The organism is Psychromicrobium xiongbiense, assembly GCF_030271165.1.
Classification (GTDB): Bacteria; Actinomycetota; Actinomycetes; order Actinomycetales; family Micrococcaceae; genus Renibacterium; species Renibacterium xiongbiense.
The window spans coordinates 1-22116 of sequence record NZ_JASSZH010000002.1 but is presented as its reverse complement, the minus strand read 5'-3'; the positions used below and the strand labels follow the sequence as shown (position 1 = coordinate 22116).

Sequence of the window (22116 nt, the reverse complement as noted above, 5' to 3'; positions counted from 1 at the left end):
GATGTTGGTTCGATGTTCTGCAGAAATAATGTGTCGAGCTAAACCTTAACCCTCAAGTTGAGGGTTATAGTTATGTCAACTAACTCTTGATGTGACGCTATGGGGCATCGAGTTTCGGCGCAATGACCACGCCCGCGTGTCGTGTGAATCATCCCAGGAACTTATCGGGTGACGGGATGCCGGGGTGAGGACACATCGTAGGTTCTCACCGGCGCCGGTGCCGGTTTGCCCGCCTGAGCAGTGGGCGGGTTGTCCAGCATGATCTTGAGCACCTGGGCCTTCAACGCCATCTCCGAAGCATCACCCCAGACGACCGTCTTCCCGTCGCTCAGCGTCAGTTCCACATTGTCCGGCGAGGAGGCCGATGCAGACTTCATCCGCCCCAGCACGTCGGCAGGCAGCGCGGCCAGAACAGCGGTCATCGCCGCGAAGGTGCTCTGGCCAATCATGGCGGTGCCGCCATCGATCAGGGGAAGTTTTGCCGCCCCCAGATCCCTGGTGGTCCCCAGCTGAATGCCCTGAGGATCGACCAGCAGATAATCCGATCCGCTTTTAAGCACCGCCACCGGAACACGCTCAATGATGTGCACCAGGAGCGTGGACGGGGGGCGAGCCTCGATGCTGACCGATTTGACCTGCACCAGCGGGGTCAGCAGCTGCTGGACCTGGCTCTGGGTGACCTGGGTCAGCGGTTTGCCCTTGAGTGGGGCCAGTGCCTGCTGAACGGAATCCTCCGAAGCGAGCCTGGTGCCATCCACGGCCACGGTGCGCAGCGCGAGCATCGGGGTGAACAGCACAGCAGCCATCAGGCCAGCCACCAGCACGATGACGGTCGCAGCCACCGTCCACGGCAGCCAGGGCCGGCGTCCCGAGCGGCGCACACGTTCTTTGCGCCCCGGGAAGGCCAACACCGTCGCGTTGCCAGCCTCGTCGTCTGCGGCGCCCGCATGATCGCCCCATGCGTCATCGGCCCATGCGTCATCGACAGCCGCCGCTGGCGGCTTGGAGCCCTTCTTTGGCTGTGTGCCCTTCTTTGGCTGTGTGCCCTTCTTTGATGGGGTGCTTTTCTTTGCCTTCTTGGGGCGCGGTACCGGCACAGCGAACTGATCCTGCTCCGCGAGGGGCTCCGCATCGGGAACCGGCAGAGCGGTCACCGCATCCGAGGTCGCCAGAACCAGCTTCCGGCCCTGGAGGTCCGAACCCGTGACACCTGAACCCGTGACACCTGAACCCCGAGCCTCCGCGCTCTGGGCGCCAAGGCTGTCCGCGCCGCCGTCCTCCATGCCGACTCCGCTGCTGTCCTCCAGAGGAATCCTGGCCACCGAGACCCCAGGCATATCCCCCGGGGAGCCCTCAACGGGCGGCTGCGCAATCTCCTCAGGACTCACCATCTCCTCAGGACTCAGCTCGGGGGCACCGGCTGGCCTGCTGGACACCACATGGGGTTTACGTCGCATCGCTGGCCTCCAGTTCGGTCAGCAGCACGCTTCCCCACCGGGTCACATCTCCCGCACCGATCGTGAGCAGCACATCACCAGCAGCGCTCGATGCCGCAAGAGCGCCAACGGCGGCGGCGGCATCGGGCGCGTAGTGCAGGGTTCCGCGACCGGCTCCGGCATCCTCAGCCGAGACGGCCAGCGCGGCTGCCTCGGTGATGATCCTGCTGTCCACCCCAGGAACAGGATCCTCTCGGGCAGCATAGATATCCAGCACATAGGCCTCATCGGCACCGCGCAGGGCGTGAGCAAAATCGGCGGCAAAGGCCTGCGTCCTAGAAAACAGGTGCGGTTGAAACAGGACCCGGACCTTTCCCTCCCCAGCCACCGCGCGGGCACCCTGAAGCGCGGCCCGCACCTCGGTGGGATGGTGGGCATAATCATCAAAAACCCGGACCCCTCGAGCTTCGCCCTTGGCTTCAAAACGTCGGGCCGCACCACGGAATCCAGCCAGTGCAGCCAGTGCAGCAGCCGGTTCGACGCCCAGCTCACTGGCCACCGCCACGGCTGCCACCGCATTGAGCACATTGTGCTCTCCCGGCACCGCCAGATTCAGAACGAGCTGCTCTCCCGTCGGGGTGGTCAGCACCGCGCCTCCGGCTTCCCCGGAAATACCGCCCGAGATCCGCCACTGTGCCGCCTCGGAGCGCCCATAACGGACCACCCTGGCCCGCGGCACAGTGCGGTCGGCCAAGGCTGAAGCGCCGGCATCGTCCGCGCAGGCCACCAGCAGTCCCCCGGCAGGAAGCAGCGCGGCAAAGTCCTCAAAGGCCCTGTTCACGGCTTCTGCGGTTCCATAGTGGTCCAGGTGATCGGCCTCGATGTTCGTCACCACGGCGATCTGCGGGCGGTAATTCAGGAAGGAGCCGTCCGACTCATCGGCCTCCGCCACAAAGATCGGGCTGCTGCCCAGCGCGGCGTTGCTGCCCAGTTCGGCCACCACGGCACCGATCGCGAAGCCAGGGTCCAGGGCACCTCCGCGCAAGGCCACCACGGTCATCGAGGTGGTGGTGGTTTTGCCATGGGTCCCGGCCACCGCAATGACGGTTCCGCTCATCACGGCAGCAAGAGCCTCGGAGCGATGCCAGATACGCAGACCGGCACGTTGCGCCTGGGCGAATTCCGCATTGTCCGCCCGGATCGCACTCGAGTAGACGACCGTGTCTGCCGCACCGAGGTGGGCGGCATCGTGGCCCAGGTGGATCTGGGCACCCTGGGCGCGCAGTTGCGCCAGCACGGGTGAATCCTGGCCGTCGCTGCCACTGACGGCAACGCCGAGTTGCAGCATGATCCGCGCAATGGCGGACATTCCTGCCCCACCCACACCGATGAAGTGGATGGTCCGCCCGGCCAGTGCGGGGTTGAGGGCGGAGGCAGCCGGAGGAGTCATATCGGTCGGTGTCATCTGATCGCTCCCAGCGTCATCGTCGCCATCTGCTCGGCCGCATCACGAATACCTCGTTGTGCTGCCCGTTCGCCCAGTTCAGCCAGCCGGGCAGGGTCCCGCAGAAGCGGCAGTGCGACCCGGCGCAGCCAGTCGGCAGAAAATTCGTTGTCCGCCACCATCAGCGCTGCATCCCGGTCCACCAGAGTCGCCGCATTGAGACGCTGTTCACCATTGCCCACGGGAAGCGGCACAAAGATCGCTGGAACACCGACCGCAGCCACCTCGCTGACCGTCCCGGCACCGGAACGACAAACCAGCAGGTCGGCAGCGGAATACGCCAGAGCCATCGTGTCGAGGTACTCACGTTGCAGGTAGCCGGGCAGAGCCAGCGGTTCGCCGTGCTCATCCATCACCTGCTTGCCTGCCCCGGTCAGATGAAGGACCACGATGCCGGCCGCCACCAGATCGGCAGCAGCAGCAGCGACCGCCTGGTTGATCCGCACAGCACCCAGCGATCCGCCGGTGACCACCAGAACCGTGGCATCGAGTGGGAGACCCAGCGCGGCCCTGGCGCTCTCCCGATCCGCAGCGCGGTCAGCATGAGCGATGTCCGAGCGCATCGGCATGCCGACCCACTGCGCACCCGGCAGCGCGATGCCCTCGAACGCCGTTCCGATCGCCGCAGCCCGGCGGGCACCCAGTCGGTTCGCCAGCCCGGGTCTGAGATTCGCCTCATGGATGATGGTGGGGATTCCCAGGCGCTGGGCGGCAAGATACAGCGGAGTGCAGACATAGCCACCCACCCCGACCAGCACCTCGGCCTCGGCCCGTTGCAGGATCTCCCGGCTCTGGGCGATGGCACGACGCATCGCCACCGGGAACCTGAGCGCAGCCAGGCTGGGACGCCTCGGCATCGGAACCCGGTCAATGAGTTCCAGCTCAAAGCCAGCGGCCGGAACCAACCGGGTCTCCAGTCCGTCCTTGGTCCCCACCGCCCGCAGCCTGGCCTCAGGCTCGGCCCGACGGATGGCCTGGGCGATGGCCAGTAGCGGCGACACATGACCGGCAGATCCGCCGCCCGCCAGCACGACGGAGGGGCCCATGCTGCGGGCAGTGGAGGCGGAGCGCGAAGGATCAGTCATGGTACTTTCAGCTGTCGAGGGGTGCCGGGACGATAGGAAGGGCCGCGGTCTGCGGGGAACTGCTGGCTGGCCGCTTCTTGTTCCTGCCCCGTGGTGCCCTGGCGCTCGTGCCCGCCGTCCGGGTCTTCACTTTCCGCTGTCTCGACTCTTTCCGTGGTTTCCCGGAGCTGGACGTCGCCCCTTGTTCCACCGGCGGAGCCTTGGGTGCGCGCGGTTGCCGGGCAAAGGAGAGTACCACCCCGATGCCGGCCATGGCGGAGACCATCGCCGTCCCACCTGAAGAGATGAAAGGAAGTGGCACACCGATCACCGGCAACAGGCCGGTGACCATCGCAATATTCACGAAGGCCTGGCCAGTGATCCACACCATGATGGAGCCGCAGGCCACCCGGACGAAGAAGCTCTGGTGGTGGATGGTGATCCGGAACATGGCGACCGCCAGCACCATAAAGAGGGCAATCACCAGAACCGTACCGATCAGTCCGAATTCCTCGCCGATGATCGAGAAGATGAAGTCATTCTGCGCCTCGGGGATCCAGTGCCATTTCTGACGGCCCTGGCCCAGTCCCACTCCAAACCATCCGCCGCTGGCAAAGGCGAACATACCGTTCTGGGCCTGATCGCAGAAGCCCTGGGTATCCTGATAGCTGGGAGAGCCACAGCTGAACCAGGCGGTCAGCCGGGCGACACGGTTGGGGTTGGTGACGGCCAGCACGACGGCGCCCAACACGCCGATCAGGGCGGCACCGACGAAGATCCGGGCGGGCGCACCGGCAAAGTAGAGTCCGGCCGCGGCGATCGTCATCATGATCACTGAGGTCCCGAGGTCGCCTTCGAGCAACACGAGGCCGACGACCAGTGCCGCCACCGGGACGACCGGTATGAACAGGTGTGACCACTTGCTCAACAGTGCTTCCTTGCGGGAGAAGAGCGCCGCCATCCACACCGCCAGGGCAAGTTTGGCAATCTCGGACGGCTGAAGGGAGAAGCCTGCAATGTCGATCCAGTTCTTATTGCCGCCGGCTGCACGACCGATCACCAGAACGAGCACCAGCAGGACCATCGTCAGGCCCAGCACAGGCCAGGCCATGCTCTGATAAAACCTGATGGGCAAGCGGGAAAGCACCATCATGGCGACCAGCCCGACCAGGGCGAAGCCCGACTGCTTCAGCCCCAGAGTGAAGGGATTCTGATCGGTTGCCGTCAGTTCCACGGAGGAGGCGGAGAAAACCATCATCAGGCCGATGACGACCAGCGCGAGCGTGGTGCCCAGAATCAGGTAATAAGTGGCATTGCTCTGCGCCCCGGGGCCTTCAACCCGACGCCAGAACGAGCGGTAGCCCTCACGAAGCCTGCGCCCGAGTCCCGGTCGCTTCTCCTGAGCCGCACGATCAACGGGGCTGGGAGCTTCATGGACACTGTCCGCAGCACCACGACGCTCGGTCACAGTCGACGTCCACGTCATTCCGGTTTCCCGTTGGCTGGTGCCTGACCTTCCACGAGATCGCGGACAGCATCGATGAAAGCCTGGCCGCGATGTGCATAGGAAGGAAACTGATCCAAAGACGCGGCAGCCGGAGCCATCAACACTGTATCCCCCATCGTGGCAAGCGTGGCTGCTGAGCGCACCGCGCGGGCCATGACCTCCGCTCCGGATTCACCAGCCGACGCCGATCGAGGCTGGGTGCTTCCGTCAGCCATGACCCTTCCAGTGTCGCCCGGTTCGATCTCCAGCACCGGGACATTCGGCGCGTGTCGCTCCAGCGCCGTGAGAAGCGGCTCCCGATTGACACCGATCAGCACCACGGCCTTCAGCCGGGCAGCCTGCTCCTGGATCAACTCGTCGTAACCGACGCCCTTGCCGTCCCCACCGGCGATCCAGACGACCGGGTTGAAGGCCGCCAGGGAGGCGGCTGCGGCATGCGGATTGGTCGCTTTGGAATCGTTGACCCACAAAACGCCCTCGTGCCGGGCCACTGGCTGAATGCGATGCTCATGGTAACCCTCGGCATAGACTTTCAGGCCCCGGCTCACCGCCTCCGGAGCGACTCCGTAGGCTCGGACCAGGGCAGCAGCAGCAGCAGCGTTGGCCGCCAGATGCTTCGGCACCAACTGACCGGCATCACTGAGCTGAGCCAGTTCAAGCGCCTCACGGCGGCGCTCCTCGTGGAAGGCCCGGTCTACCAGCAGACCCTCCACCACGCCGACCATGCTCAGGCCAGGAGTTCCGGTGGTGAATCCCACTGCCCGGCAGCCCTCTTCGACCTCCGCCTCTTCGACCATGCGCTCGGTGGCCCGGTCTTCCACGTTGTAGACACAGGCCCGCTGAGTGTTGTGGTAAATCCTGGCCTTGTCCCGCCGGTAGCCCTCCATCGAGCCATGCCAGTCCACATGATCCTCAGCGAGGTTCAGACAGACACTGGCCACTGCGGAGACACTGCGGGTCCAGTGGAGCTGGAAGGAGGAAAGCTCCACCACGACGGCGTCATAACCTTCCAGGTCCCGGATCACATCCAGGATCGGAGTGCCGATATTGCCAGCCGGCACGGCGCGCACTCCGGCAGCCTGAAGCATCAGGGCCGTCATCGTGGTGGTGGTGGTCTTGCCGTTGGTTCCAGTGATGGTCAGCCACTGCGGATGCCGGGCGCCGGGCCGTCCCCGCAACCGCCAGGCCAGCTCGATGTCGCCCCAGATGGGGATGCCCGCAGCCTGAGCCTGTGCCAGCAGAGGGCTGCTGGGCCGCAGACCGGGCGAGGTGACCACCAGCTGCGCGGGCTCCCCCGCCACCAGCGGCAGAACGGTTGCATGGTCCGGTCCCAGCAGGACCGCGGACGCGCCCACGATGGTGAGGGTATCCGCCGCTGCCCGGGCTGCATCGTCGTCGGTGTCTGCGACCACCACGACCACGGCACCCAGCTCGATCAGGGTGTCCGCGATGGAGAATCCGGTGGCGCCCAGGCCGGTGACGACGACGCGCAGGCCCGCCCAGTCCGCCTCCCAGCCGTGGAGGGCGGCGAGGCGTTCGTCAAGAAGGGGATCGTGCGGGTACTCATGGGGCAGCTCGCTGTGTTGCTCAGCTGTCATTGCCCGAAGACCACCCATTCCGCGTAAAACGCTGCGAGCCCGCCAGCCACGAAGAGTCCGCCGAGAATCCAGAACCGAACCACCACCGTGATCTCCGGCCAGCCCTTGAGTTCAAAATGGTGGTGCAACGGTGCTATACGGAAGATGCGCTTGCCGCCACTGAGTTTGAAGAAACCAACCTGCAGGATCACCGAGAGCGTGATCAGCACGAACAGTCCGCCGATGAGTGCCAGCAGCAGCTCCGTGCGGGAGAGGATCGCGAACCCGGCGATCGCCCCACCGATGGCCAGCGAGCCGGTGTCTCCCATGAAAATTTTTGCCGGCGAGGTGTTCCACCAGAGGAAAGCGATCAGCGCGCCGAAGAGAATCGCTGCCAGCAGCGCCAGATCCAGGGGATCCCGGACGTCGTAACACACGGTCGAGGAGACCGCCCGCGGTGAGCCACAGCTCTGGTTGGACTGCCAGATCCCCATCAGGGTGTATGCGCCACAGACCATAATCGAAACACCGGAGGCCAGGCCGTCCAGGCCGTCGGTGAGGTTCACACCGTTGGTGGCAGCCGTGACGATGAGGTTGGCCCAGATCACGAAGAGGATCACGCCCAGTGCCGCCCCGGCAAAGGCCAGGTCCAGACCCGGGATGTCCCGGGCAAAGGAAATCTGTGTGGTGGCCGGTGTTCTGCCGCGCGCATCCGGGAAATTCAGAGCCAGGATCGCGAAGCTAACGCCGATCACGGCCTGAAGAATCAGTTTGCCCTTGGCATTGAGTCCTAGGGAGCGCCGATTGCGCAGTTTGATGAAGTCGTCCAGAAATCCCACAAACCCCATGCCCGTCATCAGGAACAGCACGAGCCAGCCTGAGGTGCTGGGGCCAGGCGATTTCGGGTTGAGGAACCAGGCGATCAGGTGGGTGAGTAGATAGGAGAGGATGACCGCGCCAATGACCACCACACCACCCATGGTGGGTGTTCCGCGCTTGTATTCATGCGTGGTGGGGCCATCAACGCGGATGAACTGGCCATAGCCACGCTTGACCAGAAAACGGATGAACAGAGGCGTACCGATCATGGCCAGAGCCAGGCTGATACCGCTTCCTAACAGAATCAGAATCATCGCTCACTCGCCTCTCCGCCGCCTTCCGGCTGGCCCCATGCTATCTGATCCCCCAGATGCCTCAACCCCGCGTCTCTGGAGGATTTGAACAGCACGATGTCGCCCGGGCGAAGTTCCTCATTGAGTAGTTCATAGGCTTCCTCCACCGTGGCTACATGCACCGATTCGTCGCCCCAGGAGCCTTCGTTCACCGCACCAATATGCATGGCCCGGGCCGGTGCGCCGATCACCAGCAGACGGGAGATGTTCAGGCGCACCACCACCTGCCCCAGGGCATGATGCTCGGCGATGGAATCCTCACCGAGCTCAAACATCGGCCCCAGAACCGCCCAGGTCCGCCGGGGCGGCTCCGCGGTGCGGCCCAGCTCAGCCAGGGTACGTAGCGCCGCCCGCATGGATTCCGGGTTGGCGTTGTAAGCATCGTTGATGACGGTCACGCCATCGGCTCGCTCCACCCGTTCCATCCGCCAACGACTCTTTGGCCCCTGACCGTGCAGCGCGCGGGCGATCGCGTCACCGGGCACTCCGAGCGCCCAGGCTGCCGCAGCAGCGGCCAACAGGTTGGTCACATGGTGCAGCCCGATCAGACCGCTGGCGACCGGATAGCTGCTGCCATCCGGGAACTGCAGATCGAACTCCGGCTGGGCCAGCGCATCCGTCCGGACGTTGAGCGCGCGAACCACCGGAGCATCGGCTGCGGCATCAGCGGGCAACTCCACGCCCTCCTCACCGAACCACAGCACGCCAGCCTTTGTGCGATGAGCCATCTCGACCACGCGGGAATCCGCCAGGTTCAGCACGGCAATGCCCGTCGGTTCGAGGGCTTCCACCAGTTCGCCCTTGGCCTGGGCAATGTTGTCGATACCGCCGAACTCGCCGGCATGAGCATGCCCGACGCCGAGCACGACCCCCACCGCCGGACGGACTATGCCCGCCAGATAGGCGATATGCCCTCGTCCTGTGGCGCCCATCTCCACGATCAGGTTCCGGGTGGTCTCATCGGCGCGGAACACCGTGAGCGGGACGCCGATTTCACCGTTGAAGGAACCGATCGGCGCCACCGTGGGCGCCTGGCTGGAGAGGATCCCCTCCAGAAGATCTTTGGTGGTGGTTTTCCCGGCGGAACCGGTGATGCCCACCACATTCAACGTGCCACGCTCGCGGAGCTCACGGACGACCTCTGCTGCGATCAGGCCCATGGCCTGCACAGCGTCCTGGACCACGATGGCGGGGGCAGCACTACCGTCCTCCCGAAGTGTCTGGCGCTCAGCCAGGACACCGCTGACACCGGCCAGCAGCGCGGCTTCGATGAAGTCGTGGCCGTCCGAGTGTTCCCCCGGCTTTGCCACGTACAGCGAACCGGCGCGACACTGCCGCGAATCGGTAGCGATCGCGGCCACGTCGAACAACGTGGCGGCATCGAGGGTAGGGCTCAATCGCCCATTGCTGAGGGTGGCAATCCTGCCAGCAGTTAGTTCAATCATCTCGAACTAAGACTCTATCCCGGAGGTACCCAGCACGGTGAATCCGCGGGCCAGGAGAGCACGGCGCAGCTCGACCCGGTCGTCGAGGGCGACGTTGACCCCGCTGACCTCCTGCCAGCTTTCATGCCCACGCCCGGCCACCAGAATGGTGTCCTCTGCGCTGGCCAGTTCCACCGCACGGTCAATGGCCGCAGCGCGGGGTGCCACCGTTTCCACCCGCACCTCGTGGGGCAGCGCTGCGGCTGCCTGCTGGGCACCCGCAGCCACCTGTACCCGGATCTGCTCCGGATCTTCGTCGTGCGGATCATCGTCAGTGACAATCACCACATCGGCGCCCCTGGCCGCGACCGCACCCATAATCGGTCGCTTGGTCACGTCCCGTTCCCCCGTGGCACCGAAGACCACCAGAAGCTTGCCTCCTCCACCTCTGATCGGCCGTACCGCGTCCAAAGCCTGGCGTAGGCCATCCGGATTGTGGGCAAAGTCCACCACCGCACGCGGTTCCACGCTGATCGACTGCATGCGCCCGGGCACCTCGATCATCAGCGGGTCACGGTCCAGTGCTGCCTGAAGATCACTCAGGCCAACGCCGGACTCGGCAATCATGGTCACGGCCAGAGCTGCGTTGGAGACATTGAAGCCGCCGGGAAGATCGGTCCTGAAGACCAACTCACCGGCGGGGCCCTGGAGCCGGATGCGCCAGCCCAGGCCCGCCGGAGTGGCCTCGAGCACCCGCCACTGCACGTCAGCGTCGGTCCCGGCGGGCGTCTCCGGGACCGTGCCCAGCCCTACCGCCGGAACCTCCGTCATCGCCAGGAGCCTGCGGCCCCAGGCGTCATCGACCGTCACTACCGCACGCCGGGCATGCTCCGGAGTGAACAACAGCGCCTTGGTCTGCAGGTACTCCTCCATGGTTCCGTGCAGGTCCAGGTGGTCCTGGCTGAGGTTGGTGAAACCGGCGACATCGAACTCCACGCCATCGACCCGGTGGAAGGTGAGTGCATGGGAGGAGACCTCCATCACCACGGAGTCCTCGCCCGCCTCTGCCATCGCGGAAAAGAGCGCATGGACCGCTGGCGCCTCCGGTGTGGTCAGCACAGCTGGCACAGCGCGGGAGCCGATGACGGTCTCCACCGTTCCGATCAGGCCACTGGAGCGACCCAGAGCCTGCAGCAAGGCGCGCACCAGATAGGACACGGTGGTCTTACCGTTGGTGCCGGTCACCGCGAAGGCCCGCAGGTCCTCATGCGGGTAGATGCGTCTGGACAGCATCCCCGCCGCCTGGCGGGGCTGGGCGACGATCAGTACCGGGGCCTTGGTCGGGGCATCTTTCACCTGTGTCTCGTTGAGCAGCGTCTCGTTCACCAGGCCAGCGCCCTCGGCATCCGTCACCACGGCCACCGCTCCGGCTGCCAGTGCCGCGGGAACGAATCGGGCTCCATGCGTTTTGGCTCCTGGCAGCGCCAGGTAGACATCTCCAGGGAGTACGGCGCGCGAATCCAGGCTGACGCCGTGAACCTTGATCTCGGACCAGCCCGGCTCCACGGGAACGCCCACCAGAGCAGCCATCTCGCTCAGCGCCACAGGGGCCGCATGCTCGGGTCGCACTCCCACGGCACCGCTGCCGGTGGCCTCCGCCGGTTCCTGAGAACTGCTCAGGGATTCGTCACTCACGTCTCGCTCCAGGTCTGGGTCATGGTCTAGAAGTCCTGCGGCAGCTTGACCGGGGGCTCGGTCGACGGCGGCACAGCCTCCGTGTGCAGCACCTGGCCCATCACTGCATTGAACACCGGCCCCTGGGTAATGCCGTAAATATTGCCCTGAGGATGCTGAACCGTCACCAGGACCACATATTGCGGATCGTCCATCGGCGCCATCCCGGCAAAGGAGGCCGTGTAGCCGTTGAACCCGCCCGCCACCGGAGACTCGGCGGTACCTGTCTTGCCGCCCACCCGGTACCCGGGAACCACCACGTCGTTGTAGTGCTGCATCGTGATGGCGCTTTCAAGCATGTCGCGGACCTGCTTGGCTGCGTCCGGGCTGACCGTCTCGGTGCCGGGAGCCTGCGGCATCTTGTGCTCCACGCCATTGGAATCGGTCACGGAATCGATCAGCCGGGGCTGTAGGCGCACACCATTATTGGCCAGTGCCTGGTAAATCATCGCGGTCTGCAGCGGAGTCTGCGAGACGCCCTGGCCGAAGAGGACGGTGTATTCCTGGCGGCCGTCCCACTGGTCCGGGGTGGCGAGGATGCCCTTGGCCTCACCCGGGAGCGGGATGCCGGTGGTCTGGCCGATGCCGAACTTCCGCAGGTAGTCATAGCGCTGTTGCGGCGTCAGTCGCTCGCCGATCATCACGGTGCCGGTGTTCATCGACTGGCCGATGACGCCGGCAAAGGTTCGATTCACGGTTCCGTGGACGAAGGAATCGGAGAAGGTCTGGCCGCCCACGGTGTAGGTCGGCTGGATCACCAGCTGTGTCGAGGGGCTGGCTTTGCCCTCCTGGATCGCTCCCGCGGCGGTGACCGACTTCTCGGTGGAACCAGGCTCGATGGCGTTGGTCACGGCGCGGGAGTCGCGGGAGGCAGCGGGCGTCGCACCCGGGTTGTTCGGATCCACCGTGGTGTCCTCGGCCAGGGCCACGATGTTGCCGGTTTTGACCTGAACCACCACGATATTGCCCCAGTCGGCATGCAGTTTCTTCACCTGATCGGAGATGGCCTGCTGGGCAAAATACTGCAGATCCGCGTTGATGGTGGTCTTGATCGTGCCACCGTTGACCGCAGCCTTGGTGTCGATGGGTGCGGTCGGAATGATGATTCCGTCCTTGCCCTTCTGGTAGGTCCTGCTGCCGTCCGTGCCGGTGAGCTCCTGGTTCATGGTGTATTCCAGCCCGGAGCCGGTCCCGTCCGAGTTGATGAAGCCGACGACGTTTCCGCCCACCTGACCCATCGGATAGGAACGCACCGGAGTCGCTTCCGCGGAGATGCCCGGGATGCGCAGTGAGGCGATGTGATCTTCAACCTCCGGGGTGACGCCGGTGGCCACGATGTTGTAGCGGGCCGATCCGGTCACGGCGGCTCTGACCTCGTCCTGGGATTTGCCCAGAGCGGAAGCGAGTTCGGCAATACCGGTGTCCCGGCTCACTTCTTCGGAACCGCCAGCGCCGTTGGGTCGCTTGAAGGGATTCGCCGAAGCAGCGCCGTTGTTCTGCTGGTCAACGACAATGCGGTAGCGCAGGATCGTCTGGGCCAGGATCTTGCCATTGGAGTCCAGGATCTCGCCACGGGTGGCGGGCAAGGTCTGCACCATGGTCCGCTGAGCCACAGCAGCCTGGGCCAGGTCACCCACGTTCAGTCCCTGAACCAGCAGTAGCTTCCCGGACACCACGAGCATCAGCACCAGCATGATGCCCAGACCGAGCCTCAGCCGCCGGCGCGCTTTCGTCGAAAGAGGCCTCACCGTCTTCTTCGATGTCGCAGAACGTTGACTGGATCCTGGCATATCACTGACCTCAGAGGGAACGGAGCGTAAAGAAAATGATCGAGCTTAAGCGAGCCTAACGGCAGGTCGCTAGTGCTGTGGGGACTTCTGGCTCGGAGAAGGGATCGTGCCGCCGTTGAGTGCTCCCGATGCCGGGGCACCGGCGGCAGCGGCGTTCGGCTCGAAGTTTGACAACGGCTGGCCCTGCTTCGAGGGCCCTCCGGGGACGATCGTGGGGCTGGTGGTGCCCGGCACGGTGGGAACAGCGATCAGCGGCGGGGCATCCGCTGCACTGGCTGCGGCAGGCTTCGGCGAGCCGGAGAGAATGCCACGGTCAATGTCGATCTGCCCAATGGTGGTGGCCGCCACCATACCCGCTTTGAGACCCTGCTGGGCAACATTCTGCGGGGACTGCATGTACTGCAGCTGAGAATCCAGAACCTGGTTCGCCTTGGTCAGTGATGTCTGCTCAGCACGCAGCTGCACGATCTCATACTGGCCAGTGGAGACCGCGATATTGAGCACCAGAACAGCGGCCAGTGAACCCATCAAGGCCATCAGGCAGAAGACCACAAAAGGGGTCCGTGAACGACTGGGATTGCCCTGTACCAAAGACAGCGGTGCGCGAGTGCTGCTCGGGCTCGCACTCTCCGCGCTCTCGCTGGCACTGCTCAGTGGCCTCGCCAGATCGAGGGCTGCTCCCCCCGCAGTGGCCGCCCGCAGCGAGCGCATGGTGGGTCGGCTGGTCTGGTCCGTATCTTTCACGCGGTCCTCCTGGGTCGAATGCGTTCAGCTGCGCGGAGCCGGGCAGAAGCTGCCCGAGGGTTCTCCTCGATTTCAGCGGCGGTGGGGGTCTCAGTTCCCTTGGTGAGAATCTTCAGTTCCGGCTTCTGGTTTTCCAGTTCGACCGGGAAATGCGGGGGCGCGAGCGAGGTGGCGCCCTGGGCGAGAACGTGCTTGACGATCTTGTCTTCCAGGGAGTGGTAGGACATGATCACGATCCGTCCGCCCAGGGAGAGGGCATCCACCGCCTGGGGAACCGCGCGTTCCAGCACCCGCAGTTCGTCATTGACTTCGATGCGCAGCGCCTGGAACGTGCGCTTGGCCGGGTGTCCCCCGGTGCGTGCCGCGGCAGCCGGAACGGCCGAGCGGATGGCGTCCACCAGCTCTCCGGTACGGCTCAGCGGAGCCTTACCACGGGCAGCGATGATGGCCCGGGCGATTCTGGGCGCAAATTTCTCTTCCCCCCACTTGCGGAGGATGGAGATCAGCTCGGCTTCGGAGTAGTTGTTGACCACCTCAGCAGCGCTAGGCCCCCGGCCGGTATCCATGCGCATGTCCAGTGGCGCGTCATAGGAGTAGGCGAAACCGCGCTCCTTTTCGTCCAGCTGCAGGGAGGAGACTCCGAGGTCCATCAGCACCCCGTCGATATGGTCGAAACCGAGATCCTCGAGCACCTCGTCGATCTCGTCATAGACCGCATGCACCAGGTCGGTACGGTTCTGATAGGCGGCCAGTCGCTCGCCCGCGAGGTCCAGCGCCTGAGTGTCGCGGTCAATGCCGATCAGGTGGACGTCCGGCCAGCGCTGAAGAATGCTCTCCGAGTGGCCGCCCATGCCCAGGGTCGCATCGATGACAACTGCCTGTTCGCCTCGCGACTGGGCCCGTTCGACCCCGGGGGCGAGCAGATCGACGCAGCGTGCACGCAGAACTGGAAAGTGCCTGGCGGAGGTGGGTGGGGTCTCGCTCACCTGATTCCTCCGCTGCTGTAGATCGTTGTTCTGTGGTGGCTCGTGGCGAGCCGGTCTCCGATATGGCCTGCGTATCCCTGGTACCAGATCCCCCTCCGCACCTTGCGTTCCGCCTGACACCGGGGAAGGTGCGTCAGGTGGGGCAGGGCGGCTGGAGATCTCATGCCAGGGGTTTCACAACAGGCCGGGTATGTGGTTGTCGTCGGTATCGGAGAACGAGTTCTCCTGCTCAGTGAGGTAATCCGCCCAGGCCTGGGCGTCCCAGATCTCAGCGCGGGATCCCGCACCGATCACTGCGAGTTCACGATCCAGCCCTGCGTAGGAACGCAAGGCCGCAGGAATCGTCACTCGCCCCTGCTTGTCGGGCATTTCGTCGGAGGCACCGGAGAGAAAAACTCGAATGTAGTCACGTGCTTGCCGCGAAGAAATCGGGGCGTTCCGCATTTGCTCGTGAACCTGTTCGAACTCTCGTTGGCTGAAGACGTAGATGCAACGTTCCTGCCCTCTGGTGAGGACCAGTCCGTTGGCCAGCTCGTCTCTGAATTTGGCGGGAAGAATGAGTCGCCCTTTGTCATCAAGGCGTGGCGAATGCGTTCCCAGGAACACAGCGTCACCCCACTTCTCCGCACCATCACCCTCTAACTCGCTCCACTTTACTCCACAATCCTCCACCGTCAATCGTTCAGTGGGCGTGGCGACACGATCTGGGCCCAGGTCAGCCGAAGGGTTCTGGTCAACTCCCGCGGAATCAGCGGGAAGTCAGCCGGTGGGGGGAAAGTGGAGGGAGGTGGAGGAAGCGGCCCGCTCGAGCGCCGGGGCACACAAAAGGACCCGGTCAATGACCGGGCCCTCCTCGCCATCGAATGCGATGGCCGTACAGCTGACAGGAAGAACTACGAGGCGGTGTTCGCTACCCCGGGATTGCCTCCGGGTGGCTCACTGTTCGCGACGGCGCTCCTCCCAGCGGTCCTCCAGACCAGCCATGAAACTGCTCTTGGGCTTGGCTGCCCCTTCACCGTGGTCACCATGGCCGGTATCCGCGCCGCGTCGAAGAGTGGCCAGGTAGACACCGGAACCCATAATCAGGAACCCCAGGACTCCGATGGCGATCATTTGGCTGGCAACGCCCGCTAGGAGCACCAAGAGGCCAACCAAGCTCAGCAATACACCGGAAATGATGTACCGCGTGGACAGAGACCGGCCTCGCTCGCCCCCCAGGGTGCTGGCGAGTTTAGGGTCAGTCTCATGCAATTGCTGCTCGAGTTGGTCGAGCAGTCGCTGCTCGTGCTCCGACAGGGGCATCACGACCTCCTTCAGGTCAATGCCATCGACACGCTGGGCTGTCTTCGGCTCACTGAGCAAACGGACCACGGCATGTTCTGGTTCCCAATAGTGCTTGATCCGATGATGAAGGAAAGCCTCCCCCGTCATCGAACTGTTGCGGTACTTCAAGAATAGGCTTCTCCGGCCCGTTCTGAAAGCCGCCGAGGGCGTCGACTACGGGAGCTGAACGGCAAGCTGCCGGGCAATTCACGGTTTTGTCCCGGAACGGGAGGAAAGGAGCCGTGCAGGTTTCACCGGTTGCGCGCCAAATTTCCGGTCAACGGCATCCATTGCGGCTTCTGCCTCGCGCCAGTTGTCGTCCTGACGGTCCAGACTGAGCTGCACGGAAGCCTGCTCTGACTCTTCCAGGCCCTCTGCCCGTAGCCCGATCAGACGCACCGCCATCGGGCGTGATCCCAGACCAGCCAGCAGACCAACCGCCACCCGATAGATCAGTTGCGCACTGTTCAGAGGCACCGGGATGGTCCGCGAACGGCTGATGACGGAGAAGTCCGCGTATCTGAGTTTCAGACTGATGGTCTTGCTGAGCTGGCCTCCCGAGCGGAGCCGTTGCGCGGTGCGGTGAGCCAGCCGCAACAGCTCGCGGCGGAGTATCTCGTCATCGAGCACATCGACCTCAAACGTTTCCTCGGCACCGATGCTCTTCTCGATCCGTTGCGGCGTCACCGGCCGGGGGTCGATTCCCCAGGCCAGGCGGTGGACGTGCTCACCGGGCGCACCGAGTGCACGCCGCAGCACCTCAACCGGAGTCTGGGCCGCCTGGGCCACGGTGTGAATACCCAGACCCGCCAGAACCTCCCGCGTTTTTGCCCCGACGCCCCACAGCGCGCTGACCGGAAGGGTGTGCAGATAGGCCACTGTCTCTGCTGCCGGGATCAACAACAGGCCGTCAGGCTTGCACCGTGCCGAGGCAATTTTGGCCACGAATTTGGTGGTCGCCAGACCGACCGAGGCGGTCAGACCGGTTTCCTGGCGTACCGTCCGGCGGAGCATCCGCGCGATCTCCAGGGGCGGCCCCAGGCGACGCATGGATCCGCGGACGTCAAGGAAGGCTTCATCAACACTGAGCTGCTCGACAGCATCTGTGGTGGATCTGAAGATGTCCATGATCTGCGCAGAAATCTCGTAGTACAGCTGATGACGAGGATTCCGCACCGTCGCCTGTGGGCACAGGCGCAGAGCCTGTGACATCGGCATCGCGGAGCTCACCCCGAAACGCCGGGCCTCATAGCTGGCGGACAGCACCACCGAGCGTCCCTGCGGAAAACCGACGATGACTGGCTTGCCGTAAAGCGAAGGGTCCAGGTGTTGTTCCACGGAGACGAAGAAGGCATCCATGTCCACATGCAGAATGGTGCAGTCGCGGTGCTGCGCGGCGGCGGTGGAATCCAGGGATGACTTCTGTGCTGACATGACAGGTCCATGCTAGGCGAGGGGTCTGACAGCTTCAGCGCTCAAAGTGCTGGCCCGTAGACTGTGAGCATGACTGAACCCGAGGCATACCGTGGCCGCCGTTCGCTCTCCAGCCGTCTGGGACTGGGGCTGCTCAGCCTCGGGCTGACCTCCGCCCTGCTGGTCGCCTGCTCCCCCAGCACTCCGGCCCCCAGCGGGACCAGCTCTGCTGCCGTCACAGGCTCGGCCAGTACCTCGGCCTCTCCTACCGGAACCGCCTCCGGCTCTGCGGCCCCTACCTCCAGTGGATCCGGCAGTAAAGCGGGGGCACAGCCCAGCGCGGGTGCGAGTGCCAGCGTCGGCGGCCTGGTGGGGGGTTTCCCCGCCACGTTAATCCCCCTGATGCCCGGCGCGCAGGTCTTGCAGAGTGCGGTTGATTCCAGTTCAGACCCGGCCACCGTGTCCCTGGTCGCCACCAGTAGCGCCGCCACAGCCGACATCGTCGGCTTTTACACCCAGGCATTGCAGGCGCAGGGCTTTACCGCCCTGGCAGGTGATGCCGTCGGTTCGGTGGCTTCTAAGGACTTCGTCCGCAATAACGGCAAGGACACCATCAACATCGCCATCAGCAGCACCAATGGCGTGAACACCTTCACCGTCGGGGCCGTCGTCGCTCCTTCCTCTCTCAAGTAGCTGCTACCGATGAATTCCGCAGATTCTGCCTGGTTCCTTGAGGGTGTGGCCGCCACTCTTCAGGAGTTCCTGGAGGAGCAACGCCGCACGCTGTCCCGGATCTCCGGCGATGCCACTGCCCTGGTGGACTCCATCTCCGCCCTGGCCTCCGGGGGCAAGCGCATGCGTGCCCTGCTGTGCTACTGGGGCTGGCGTGGGGCAGGTGGGTCCGCCACGGGAGATTCCACTATTCTCACTGCGGGTGCATCTCTGGAGCTCTTCCAGGCAGCGGCCCTGATCCACGATGACATCATCGACCGTTCGGAGACCCGCCGCGGAGCTCCCAGCGTGCACCGACAGTTCCGCACCGTGCACCAGCAGCAGGGCTGGGCGCTGGATGCCGAGCGTTTCGGCGAAGCAGCGGCGATCCTGACCGGTGACCTGTGTCTGTCCTACAGCGAGGAGCTCTTCGCCAACATCCAGGTGCCCGATGGCGCCCGGGCCCGGCAGATCTTCAATCTGATGCGGGCGGAGGTGATGGCCGGGCAGTATCTGGACATTCTGGAGGAAGTGGCTGGCCCACGCCGAGGAGTGCAGGGCGCCGTGGAAAGGGCCCAGGCTATCGTGCGCTACAAATCCGCTAAATATTCCACGGAGCATCCGCTCGTGCTCGGCGGCGCCCTCGCGGGCGCACCGCAGACCCTGCTGGAAAGTTATTCGGCTTTCGCACTTCCGCTGGGTGAGGCCTTCCAGCTGCGCGATGACATGCTCGGGGTCTTCGGCGATCCGGAAACCACCGGGAAGCCTGCGGGCGACGATCTCCGCGAAGGCAAGCGCACGGTGCTGGTGGCCAACACTCTGCAGCGCGCCGACCGTGCCCAGGCGCATTTCCTGGACCAGAACCTGGGCAGGGAGGACCTGTCCTCTGCCGATATTGAGCGGATCCGGGCACTGATGACCGACTGCGGGGCAGTCGCCGCTACCGAAGCGTTGATCGATCGGTACAGCGCCCAGGCAGCAGAGGCCCTCGCCGGGCTGTCCCTGGATGACTCCAGCAGAACGGCTCTGGAAGCCATGGCGTACGCCGCCGTCCGACGGACGTCCTGACCGGCTGCGCAGTCGGGCAAAGCTCAGGCCGTACCTGTTACCAGGCCAGTGCCTGGGCGCGGCGACGAATCTCCGTCTTGCGACCGGCATGCAGCGCATCCACCGGCCGACCGGGCAGTGACTCGTCCGGGGTGAACAGCCAGATTATGGCGTCATCGTCCTGATAGCCGGAATCCAGGAGTACCGACAGCGTGCCGCGCAGGCTGTCGAGGACCTCGCCATCGACCAGGAACGCCGCCGGGATCGAGCGGATCTTCCGCTCACCGATGCGGGCAGCGACCAGAACGCGATCCGCGAGCAGCGAATGAACCCGGGTGACGCTGATCCCCAGACGTTCTGCCACGTCTGGAACGGTCAGCCAGTCATTGACCAGTGTTTCGAGCTGGCTGCTCGAGCTGGCTTGGTTGTTCTCGGCGGAATTCTCGGCAGGCTGGTTCTCAGTACTCACCCGTCAAGAGTGCCACAAACCGGGCGTCAATGCGGCACGGAGCATCGAGATTTCCGGAGGCCTGTCCTCTCGAACACCCTGTTCCGAGCCCAACTAAGGGCTCCGGCGCCCGTGTTGAACTTCAGGGGTTTTGCTGGCACCGCCTAGGATCAAAGGGTGCAGGAGTATGGGGCGGAACCGTTGGTCGGCAGCATTGTCGACGGACGGTACGAGGTGCTGGGCAAGGTAGCGCGTGGTGGAATGGCCACCGTCTACCGGGCCACCGACCTGCGCCTGGAACGGGACGTGGCGCTCAAAGTGCTGCATCCTCATCTGAGTATGGATGCCAGCTTCCTGCACCGGCTGGGCAGCGAAGCCAAGGCCGCCGCACGGCTTTCCCACCCCCACGTCGTCGGGGTGCTCGATCAGGGTGAGGAGATGCGGGAAGGCCATCGGGTGGCCTATCTGGTGATGGAATTCCTGCCTGGTCACACCCTCAGAGACGTGCTGCACCAGAAGCACCGGCTCAGCCCCCGCGAAGCTCTGGACCTGCTGGACCCCATTGTCGAAGGACTCTCAGCGGCCCACCGTGGGCATCTGGTGCATCGGGATATTAAGCCAGAGAACGTCCTGATCGCCGATGACGGCCGGATCAAGGTGGCCGACTTCGGCCTGGCACGTGCGGTCACCACCACCACCAGCACCGGAACGCTGATCGGCACGGTAGCCTATTTGTCCCCCGAGCTGGTTCTGGGCCGGACGGCCGATACCCGCAGCGATATCTACGCGGTCGGCATCATGCTTTACGAGATGCTGGTGGGCGTCGCCCCGTTTGTCGGTGAGGTGCCGATTCAGGTGGCCTATCAACATGTGAACTCGGTAGTTCCGGCCCCCTCTCTGGCTCTGCCTGGTCTGGCACCGGATCTTGATGAGCTGGTTCGCTGGTGCACCGATCCGGACCCGGAGAACCGCCCCGCCGACGGCGGAGCCCTGCTGGGCGAGCTTCGCCATATCCGTTCCACGCTCTCCGACGCTGAACTGGATTTCCGGGCGGGCCAGCCATCGACCACCGAGTTCCTGCCCTCCGCCACGGAGGCCATCGGGCCGCCAGAGGCGATCTGGCCGGCTGCCACCCAGCTCATTCAGAGAGCTCCCCAGGCACCACTGACCGCTCCCACCACCGCCATGCCCTCCCGCGCGCGGCTGACCGTGGATACCGATGAGTCACCCCGGGTCAAGGCACCGAGTGCCCGGGCGCTCCAAGCCACCGCACGGCGCGAGGAACGCCAGGAAGCGAAAACGGCGGCGCGGCTTGCCGCCCGCGCTGCCGCGACCCCGACCGCTACCCTGCACCGCGGAAACACCCGCCGCCGTGGCTGGATCTGGCTTATTCTGGTGTTGATCCTTGCCCTGCTGGGGGCGACTGCGGGCTGGTACTTCGGTGCCGGGCCCGGAGCACTGGCCACCGTTCCCGACCTGCGGGACAAGACAGTGGCAGAGGCCAACGCCCAGCTGACCCAGCTCGGCTTCACAGCCACCATCCGGCAGGTCAATGACGAAATCATCGGCCAGGGCCATGTGGTCACCTCGGAGCCGGTGGCCCACACCGAACAGCGGAAGTTCCAGGGCGTCGTACTGCTGGTCTCCTCCGGCCCGGTGCTCTATGCCGTCCCGCCGCTGGTCGGCTCCGCACTGGCCGATGCGAGAAACAGCCTCACGGCGACCCATCTCGTGGCGGGTAAGGTCACTGAACGCTACGACGACACCGCTCCGGCAGGCCAGGTGCTGGAACAGGCCGTGGCACCGGGGACGATGGTGCGCACCGACACGGCCGTGGATCTGGTGGTCTCCAAGGGGCCCACGCCGATTCCTGTCCCCTCAGTGGTGGGAAAGACGCAGGCGGAGGCCACCAAGGCGCTCCAGGCGCTCTCGCTGGTAGCGGCCATTGATCCGCAACAGGTCTTCAGTTCCAGCGTGCCCAGCGGCTCCGTGGTGTCCCAGACGCCGGTCGACGGGACCCTCACCAAGGGCAGCAGCGTGACCCTTGTTCTGTCCAAGGGGCCGGAAATGGTGACCGCCCCGAATACCTTCGGCAAAGATGAGGCCGATGCCGTGGCCACCCTCAAGGGGCTTGGCTTCGACGTGAAGGTCAGTTATACCTACGGGACGCCCCTGCTGGGCAAAGTGGTGGGCCAGGACAAGACCGGTCTACAACCCAAGGGTTCCGTCATCCGGC

At 64.8% G+C, this 22116-nt stretch carries 18 protein-coding genes; 3 read left to right on the top strand and 15 right to left on the bottom strand.

The window, feature by feature from the left end; all coding sequences use genetic code 11:
• Positions 1 to 161: 161 nt before the first annotated feature.
• The 14 genes from QQM37_RS00770 to dinB all read right to left on the bottom strand — a co-directional run bounded on the left by QQM37_RS00770 (position 162) and on the right by dinB (position 17695).
• A complete protein-coding gene (locus tag QQM37_RS00770; RefSeq protein ID WP_285724054.1) occupies positions 162 to 1457 on the bottom strand; it encodes a cell division protein FtsQ/DivIB in 1296 nt (431 codons plus the stop codon).
• Entirely contained in the window at positions 1447 to 2886 is a 1440-nt protein-coding gene (gene murC, locus QQM37_RS00765; RefSeq protein WP_420030100.1) for a UDP-N-acetylmuramate--L-alanine ligase, read from the bottom strand. The genes QQM37_RS00770 and murC overlap by 11 nt, the downstream gene beginning before the upstream one ends.
• An 11-nt stretch (positions 2887 to 2897) precedes the next feature.
• The gene (gene murG / locus QQM37_RS00760; protein ID WP_285724050.1) at positions 2898 to 4025 is read right to left on the bottom strand and encodes an undecaprenyldiphospho-muramoylpentapeptide beta-N-acetylglucosaminyltransferase; all 1128 of its coding nucleotides are present in this window, start codon (positions 4023 to 4025) and stop codon (positions 2898 to 2900) included.
• Positions 4026 to 4032: 7 nt separating this feature from the next.
• Complete coding sequence (gene ftsW, locus QQM37_RS00755) at positions 4033 to 5490, bottom strand: putative lipid II flippase FtsW (RefSeq protein WP_285724048.1); 1458 nt, start codon at positions 5488 to 5490, stop codon at positions 4033 to 4035.
• Positions 5487 to 7109, bottom strand: a complete 1623-nt coding sequence (gene murD / locus QQM37_RS00750; protein WP_285724046.1) for a UDP-N-acetylmuramoyl-L-alanine--D-glutamate ligase — start codon at positions 7107 to 7109, stop codon at positions 5487 to 5489. Before murD ends, ftsW begins: the two co-directional genes overlap by 4 nt.
• Positions 7106 to 8221, bottom strand: coding sequence for a phospho-N-acetylmuramoyl-pentapeptide-transferase (mraY, locus tag QQM37_RS00745; protein ID WP_285724044.1), 1116 nt, complete (start codon positions 8219 to 8221; stop codon positions 7106 to 7108). The genes murD and mraY overlap by 4 nt, the downstream gene beginning before the upstream one ends.
• The gene (locus QQM37_RS00740) at positions 8218 to 9705 is read right to left on the bottom strand and encodes a UDP-N-acetylmuramoyl-tripeptide--D-alanyl-D-alanine ligase (protein WP_285724043.1); all 1488 of its coding nucleotides are present in this window, start codon (positions 9703 to 9705) and stop codon (positions 8218 to 8220) included. The genes mraY and QQM37_RS00740 overlap by 4 nt, the downstream gene beginning before the upstream one ends.
• Before the next feature lie 6 nt (positions 9706 to 9711).
• On the bottom strand, positions 9712 to 11379 hold the full coding sequence (locus tag QQM37_RS00735) for a UDP-N-acetylmuramoyl-L-alanyl-D-glutamate--2,6-diaminopimelate ligase (protein ID WP_285724041.1): 1668 nt from the start codon (positions 11377 to 11379) through the stop codon (positions 9712 to 9714).
• Positions 11380 to 11405: 26 nt separating this feature from the next.
• Positions 11406 to 13208 carry a peptidoglycan D,D-transpeptidase FtsI family protein gene (locus tag QQM37_RS00730; RefSeq protein ID WP_420030098.1) on the bottom strand — a complete coding sequence of 601 codons (1803 nt, stop codon included), beginning with the start codon at positions 13206 to 13208 and terminating at the stop codon, positions 11406 to 11408.
• Between the two features lie 69 nt (positions 13209 to 13277).
• A complete protein-coding gene (ftsL, locus tag QQM37_RS00725; protein ID WP_285724039.1) occupies positions 13278 to 13952 on the bottom strand; it encodes a cell division protein FtsL in 675 nt (224 codons plus the stop codon).
• Positions 13949 to 15097 (bottom strand): 16S rRNA (cytosine(1402)-N(4))-methyltransferase RsmH, encoded by a 1149-nt coding sequence (gene rsmH, locus QQM37_RS00720; RefSeq protein ID WP_420030099.1) that lies wholly within the window; start codon positions 15095 to 15097, stop codon positions 13949 to 13951. Before rsmH ends, ftsL begins: the two co-directional genes overlap by 4 nt.
• A 15-nt stretch (positions 15098 to 15112) precedes the next feature.
• Complete coding sequence (gene mraZ, locus QQM37_RS00715) at positions 15113 to 15544, bottom strand: division/cell wall cluster transcriptional repressor MraZ (protein WP_285724036.1); 432 nt, start codon at positions 15542 to 15544, stop codon at positions 15113 to 15115.
• Positions 15545 to 15874: 330 nt separating this feature from the next.
• A complete protein-coding gene (locus QQM37_RS00710) occupies positions 15875 to 16240 on the bottom strand; it encodes a DUF3040 domain-containing protein (protein ID WP_285724113.1) in 366 nt (121 codons plus the stop codon).
• Positions 16241 to 16468: 228 nt separating this feature from the next.
• Positions 16469 to 17695, bottom strand: coding sequence for a DNA polymerase IV (dinB, locus tag QQM37_RS00705; RefSeq protein WP_285724034.1), 1227 nt, complete (start codon positions 17693 to 17695; stop codon positions 16469 to 16471).
• Positions 17696 to 17764: 69 nt separating this feature from the next.
• On the opposite strand from dinB, the gene QQM37_RS00700 reads away from it, so the two are divergent.
• Together QQM37_RS00700 and QQM37_RS00695 are read left to right on the top strand one after the other, a co-directional pair.
• Positions 17765 to 18367 carry a hypothetical protein gene (locus QQM37_RS00700; RefSeq protein ID WP_285724033.1) on the top strand — a complete coding sequence of 201 codons (603 nt, stop codon included), beginning with the start codon at positions 17765 to 17767 and terminating at the stop codon, positions 18365 to 18367.
• 9 nt (positions 18368 to 18376) lie between these two features.
• Entirely contained in the window at positions 18377 to 19453 is a 1077-nt protein-coding gene (locus QQM37_RS00695; RefSeq protein WP_285724031.1) for a polyprenyl synthetase family protein, read from the top strand.
• A 37-nt stretch (positions 19454 to 19490) separates the two neighbouring features.
• Here QQM37_RS00695 and QQM37_RS00690 read toward each other — a convergent pair whose 3' ends face one another.
• Positions 19491 to 19826, bottom strand: coding sequence for an Rv2175c family DNA-binding protein (locus QQM37_RS00690; RefSeq protein WP_285724111.1), 336 nt, complete (start codon positions 19824 to 19826; stop codon positions 19491 to 19493).
• Between the two features lie 231 nt (positions 19827 to 20057).
• Here QQM37_RS00690 and pknB point away from each other — a divergent pair.
• Positions 20058 to 22116: Stk1 family PASTA domain-containing Ser/Thr kinase (pknB, locus tag QQM37_RS00685; RefSeq protein ID WP_285724029.1), on the top strand; the 2059-nt coding region annotated here is incomplete at its 3' end.

Coding starts and splice junctions, on each gene's coding strand:
- QQM37_RS00770 (WP_285724054.1), bottom strand. CDS start 1,457: ATGCGACGTAAACCCCATGTGGTGTCCAGCAGGCCAGCCGGTGCCCCC.
- murC (WP_420030100.1), bottom strand. CDS start 2,886: ATGACTCCTCCGGCTGCCTCCGCCCTCAACCCCGCACTGGCCGGGCGG.
- murG (WP_285724050.1), bottom strand. CDS start 4,025: ATGACTGATCCTTCGCGCTCCGCCTCCACTGCCCGCAGCATGGGCCCC.
- ftsW (WP_285724048.1), bottom strand. CDS start 5,490: ATGACGTGGACGTCGACTGTGACCGAGCGTCGTGGTGCTGCGGACAGT.
- murD (WP_285724046.1), bottom strand. CDS start 7,109: ATGACAGCTGAGCAACACAGCGAGCTGCCCCATGAGTACCCGCACGAT.
- mraY (WP_285724044.1), bottom strand. CDS start 8,221: ATGATTCTGATTCTGTTAGGAAGCGGTATCAGCCTGGCTCTGGCCATG.
- QQM37_RS00740 (WP_285724043.1), bottom strand. CDS start 9,705: ATGATTGAACTAACTGCTGGCAGGATTGCCACCCTCAGCAATGGGCGA.
- QQM37_RS00730 (WP_420030098.1), bottom strand. CDS start 13,208: ATGCCAGGATCCAGTCAACGTTCTGCGACATCGAAGAAGACGGTGAGG.
- QQM37_RS00710 (WP_285724113.1), bottom strand. CDS start 16,240: ATGCCCCTGTCGGAGCACGAGCAGCGACTGCTCGACCAACTCGAGCAG.
- dinB (WP_285724034.1), bottom strand. CDS start 17,695: ATGTCAGCACAGAAGTCATCCCTGGATTCCACCGCCGCCGCGCAGCAC.
- QQM37_RS00700 (WP_285724033.1), top strand. CDS start 17,765: ATGACTGAACCCGAGGCATACCGTGGCCGCCGTTCGCTCTCCAGCCGT.
- QQM37_RS00695 (WP_285724031.1), top strand. CDS start 18,377: ATGAATTCCGCAGATTCTGCCTGGTTCCTTGAGGGTGTGGCCGCCACT.